The 4162-nt window shown below is 63.4% G+C and carries 5 protein-coding genes; 4 read left to right on the forward strand and 1 reads right to left on the reverse strand.

All coding sequences use genetic code 11. The features are described 5' to 3' along the window. Nucleotides 1–954 (forward strand): aldo/keto reductase (locus tag VGL01_RS19095; RefSeq protein WP_331572087.1); only part of this gene is annotated, 954 nt, incomplete at its 5' end. 31 nt (nt 955–985) lie between these two features. On the opposite strand, the gene VGL01_RS19100 is transcribed toward VGL01_RS19095, so the two are convergent. Beyond that, nucleotides 986–1957, reverse strand: coding sequence for an AraC family transcriptional regulator (locus VGL01_RS19100; protein ID WP_331572089.1), 972 nt, complete (start codon nt 1955–1957; stop codon nt 986–988). A gap of 173 nt (nt 1958–2130) precedes the next feature. Here VGL01_RS19100 and VGL01_RS19105 point away from each other — a divergent pair, with 173 nt between their 5' ends. From VGL01_RS19105 to VGL01_RS19115, 3 genes are all read left to right on the forward strand, one after another. Further along, nucleotides 2131–3183: an NAD(P)-dependent alcohol dehydrogenase gene (locus tag VGL01_RS19105; RefSeq protein ID WP_331572091.1), complete on the forward strand. Its 1053-nt coding sequence runs from the start codon at nt 2131–2133 to the stop codon at nt 3181–3183. Nucleotides 3184–3196: 13 nt separating this feature from the next. Continuing rightward, on the forward strand, nt 3197–3652 hold the full coding sequence (locus VGL01_RS19110; RefSeq protein ID WP_331572093.1) for a (2Fe-2S)-binding protein: 456 nt from the start codon (nt 3197–3199) through the stop codon (nt 3650–3652). Nucleotide 3653: 1 nt separating this feature from the next. Then, nucleotides 3654–4162: molybdopterin cofactor-binding domain-containing protein (locus VGL01_RS19115; RefSeq protein WP_331572095.1), on the forward strand; the 509-nt coding region annotated here is incomplete at its 3' end.

Consider the following 4162-nt stretch of genomic DNA (forward strand, 5'->3'; position numbering starts at 1 on the left):
GTTTCGCGCCTGTGTCTCGGCACAATGACGTTCGGCTTTCAGACCGACGAAGCGACGTCGGGCCGCATCATGGCAACCGCCGCCGATGCCGGCATTACCTTTTTCGATACGGCCAACGTCTATCCCCTAGGCGGTGGCGACTCAAACGTCGGCGCCACCGAGGAAATCGTCGGACGCTGGCTGAAGGACAAGCGCCAACGCTTCGTGCTCGCAACGAAAGCCGTCGGCAAAATGGGCCCGTCGCCGTGGGATCAAGGCGCCTCGCGCAAACACCTGCTCGATGCCATCGATGCGTCGCTAAAGCGGCTCGGCACGGATTACGTCGATCTCTACCAACTGCACTCCGACGATCGCGAAACGCCCATCGACGAAACACTCGAAGCGCTCGATACGATCGTGCGCTCGGGACGTGCCCGCTATATCGGTGTCTCCAATTTCCTGGCCTACCGGCTCGCGCGTGCTTTAGGCCGTGCCGATACGCTCGGGCTTGCGCGCTTCGTCTCGGTTCAGCCGCGCTATAACCTGCTGTTCCGCCAGATCGAGCGCGAACTGCTGCCGCTGGCCGAAGAAGAAGGGCTTGGCGTGATTCCCTACAACCCGCTGGCCGGCGGCCTATTGACGGGCAAGCATAAGCGCGGTGCGACGCCCCCCGAAGGGCGCTTCACGCTCGGCACGGCCGGTGCGGTGTATCAGGAGCGCTACTGGCACGAGCGCGAATTCGAAACGGTCGACGCGTTCTGTAAAACGACGGCTGAGGCCGGGCTGTCGCCCGTGACCGCAGCCGTCGGCTGGGTACTGGCCAATCCCGCCATCACCTCGGCGATCATCGGCGCCAGCCGGCCCGAGCAATTGAGCGATTCCATCGCGGCCGCGGCCCGACCACTCGATGCCGCGCTCAAAACGAAGCTCGACGAATTGAGCTACGAATATCGCTTCGGCGATGCGCCCCGGTAACGAAGCCCCGAGCTCAAAACGGAACGCTTGCTCATTCAGCCGTCACATACTGGCTGCGTAAAGGCGCGACGGGCGGCGGCGAGCCGACCGCCGCGCGCACGCGCCGCGCCTCGTCGGCGGGCGTGACGCCAAAAAGCCGCTTGAATTCGCGGCTGAACTGCGAGGCACTTTCATAGCCGACGTGAGCCGCCGCCGCGCTCACGTTGAGCCCGTCTTGCGCCATCAGCAAACGCGCATGGTGCAGCCGCGTGGTCTTCACATACTGCATCGGCGAAGTGGCCGTCACGGCCTTGAACTGCGCATGGAACACCGCGAGACTCATGCCTGCCTCGCGCGCGAGCGTTTCGACGTCGAGAGTGTTCTGGTAATCCGAATGAATGCGGCGCAACGCCTTCGCAATGCGACCGAAATGATGCTGATGCGTCAGCGCGACGCGAATGACATCGCCTTGCGGACCGGTCAGCACGCGATAGCAGATCTCGCGCACGATGCCCGGGCCGAGAATCGGGGCGTCGGCAGGCGAGGCCAGCGCTTCCACGAGCCGCAATACCGCATCGGCGAGCGGCCTTTCGAGCGGAGTGGCGTAAAACGCCCGCGGCTCGCCCTGGATGGGACCGCGCGAGTCGTTCAGCGCAATCAGCAGTTCCGCGACGACAGCGAGATCCATCTGGATCTTGACGGCCAGCAGCGGTTCGTCAGGCGTCGCTTCGGTCTCGCATTCGAACGGCAGCGGCACGGCCATCACGAGATAGTGCTGCGGGTCGTAGACGAAGGTCTGAGCGCCCAGGAATCCTCGTTTCCGTCCTTGGCAGACGATGACGATGCTCGGGTCGTACAAGACCGGTATGCGCGGGCAGCGATGGTTCAGGCGCATCAGCTTTACGCCTTCGATCGACGAAGGCACGATGCCTTCGGCCGGCGCGAGCCGGCCCAGCAATTCGACGACGCGTGCCTGCGATGCGTCGATGCCCACACGAGCGGTTTCCGAAGAAGAATGCGTCATGTCCGGGGAACGGTCTGGCAAGAGGAACAGGCTCGAAATCTACCACCAACGGCGCGGTTTTGCTGGGCGCCAAGAGAAACAGGCAAGGCTTCAAGAGGTTCAGGTATTTCGCGCGGCACGGCCGCTGCCTAGGATGTGAGGCTCGATTTGCCAACCGCATGACAGGAGCGACCATGTACAAGACTCACGCCTACGCAGCCCAGAACGCGCAATCGCCGCTCGCGCCGTTCGAATTGGAGCGTCGCGGTCTGCGCGAGCACGACGTGCATATCGAAGTGATGTTCTGCGGCGTATGTCACTCGGACCTGCACCAGGCACGCAACGAATGGAGCAACACCCTCTACCCGGTGGTGCCGGGCCACGAGATCGTGGGCCGCGTGATGGAAGTCGGGCCGGCCGTCACGCGCTATAAAGCGGGCGACCTCGTCGGCGTCGGCTGTCTCGTCGATTCATGCCGAACCTGCGCGAGCTGCCAGGAGGGCCTCGAGCAATACTGCGAGAACGGCTTCGTCGGCACCTACAACGGCACGGATCGCGTAACGGGTGAAACGACCTACGGCGGCTATTCGACGAACCTCGTCGTCGACGAAGCGTTCGTGCTGCGCGTGCCCGACAACCTCGATCCGGCTGCCGTCGCACCGTTGCTGTGCGCGGGCATCACGACTTATTCGCCGTTGCGCACCTGGGGCGCCGGCCCGGGCAAGAAAGTCGGCATCGTCGGTCTCGGCGGCCTCGGCCACATGGGTGTGAAGCTCGCGCACGCAATGGGCGCGCACGTGGTGCTTTTCACGACGTCGGCGTCGAAGGTCGAAGACGGCAAGCGGTTGGGGGCGGACGAGGTCGTCATCTCGAAGGACCCCGAGGCGATGGCCAAACATGCAAACAGCTTCGATCTTTTGATCAATACGGTTGCCGCGCAACACGATTTGAATCCGTTCATCGCACTGCTCAAGCGCGATGGGACGATGACGCTGGTCGGCGCACCCGAGCACGATCATCCGTCGCCGCAAGTGTTCAACCTGATCCTGAAGCGCCGCCGGCTGGCGGGTTCGCTGATCGGGGGAATCGCCGAAACGCAGGAGATGCTCGATTTTTGCGGTCAGCATGGCATTACCTCGGATATCGAAATGATTCCGATGCAGCAGATCAACGAAGCTTACGGCCGGATGTTGAAGAGCGATGTGAAATATCGCTTCGTGATCGATATCGACTCATTGAGACAATAAGAAGGGAGTGAGGATGGCGACGCTGACGATCAACGGAAAGGTCCACACGCTCGACGTGCCGGACGACATGCCGCTACTTTGGGTACTGCGCGATGTAGTGGGCCTGACCGGCACGAAGTTCGGTTGCGGCATCGCTCAGTGCGGTGCGTGTACGGTCCATCTCGATGGGGCCGCGGTGCGCTCGTGCGTGCTGCCGGTGTCGGCCGTCGCCGGCAAGAAAGTCACGACGATTGAAGCCGTCGGCGCCACGCCGGCAGGGCGCAAGGTGCAGGAAGCCTGGCGCGATCTCGATGTCGTCCAATGCGGTTATTGCCAGTCGGGGCAGGTGATGTCGGCTGCCTCGCTGCTCGCCCAAAACCCGAAGCCGAGCGATGCGGATATCGATGCGGCGATGTCGGGCAACCTCTGCCGTTGCGGCACCTACAACCGCATTCGTGCGGCCGTGAAGCACGCGGCGGGGGAAGTCTGACATGTCCAAAGGACTCTTCAATCTCGCGCATAGCTTCGAAGGCAGCGCCGTTGGCGCTCCGGACCTGGCAGACGAGCCGGCCGGTTCCGGCGTCTCGCGAAGGACGTTTCTGAAGTTCGGCATGACGCTCGGTGCAGCCGCTGGCGGCGGATTGTTGCTCGGCTTCAGCGTGCGAGCCGATGCCGCGACCGACCGCGGCGCGCATGCGCGTCGATCCGCCGTCGAAGGTCAGGCTTCCGAGGTCGCAGCGCCCGGCACCTTCGCGCCGAACGCGTTCATCCGAATCGATCGCGAAAGCCGCGTGACGCTCGTGATGCCCAAGGTAGAGATGGGGCAAGGCGTCTACACCTCGATTCCCATGCTGATCGCCGAGGAACTGGCCGTGCCGTTGCAGCAAGTGACGCTCGATCATGCGCCGCCCAACGACAAGCTGTATGGCGATCCGTTGCTGGGAGGCGGGCAGATCACCGGCGGTTCGACCTCGATTCGCTTCGCATGGCAGCCGATGCG

Source organism: Trinickia sp. (genome assembly GCF_036503415.1).
Lineage (GTDB): Bacteria > Pseudomonadota > Gammaproteobacteria > Burkholderiales > Burkholderiaceae > Trinickia.

Coding starts and splice junctions, on each gene's coding strand:
- VGL01_RS19100 (WP_331572089.1), bottom strand. CDS start 1,957: ATGACGCATTCTTCTTCGGAAACCGCTCGTGTGGGCATCGACGCATCG.
- VGL01_RS19105 (WP_331572091.1), top strand. CDS start 2,131: ATGTACAAGACTCACGCCTACGCAGCCCAGAACGCGCAATCGCCGCTC.
- VGL01_RS19110 (WP_331572093.1), top strand. CDS start 3,197: ATGGCGACGCTGACGATCAACGGAAAGGTCCACACGCTCGACGTGCCG.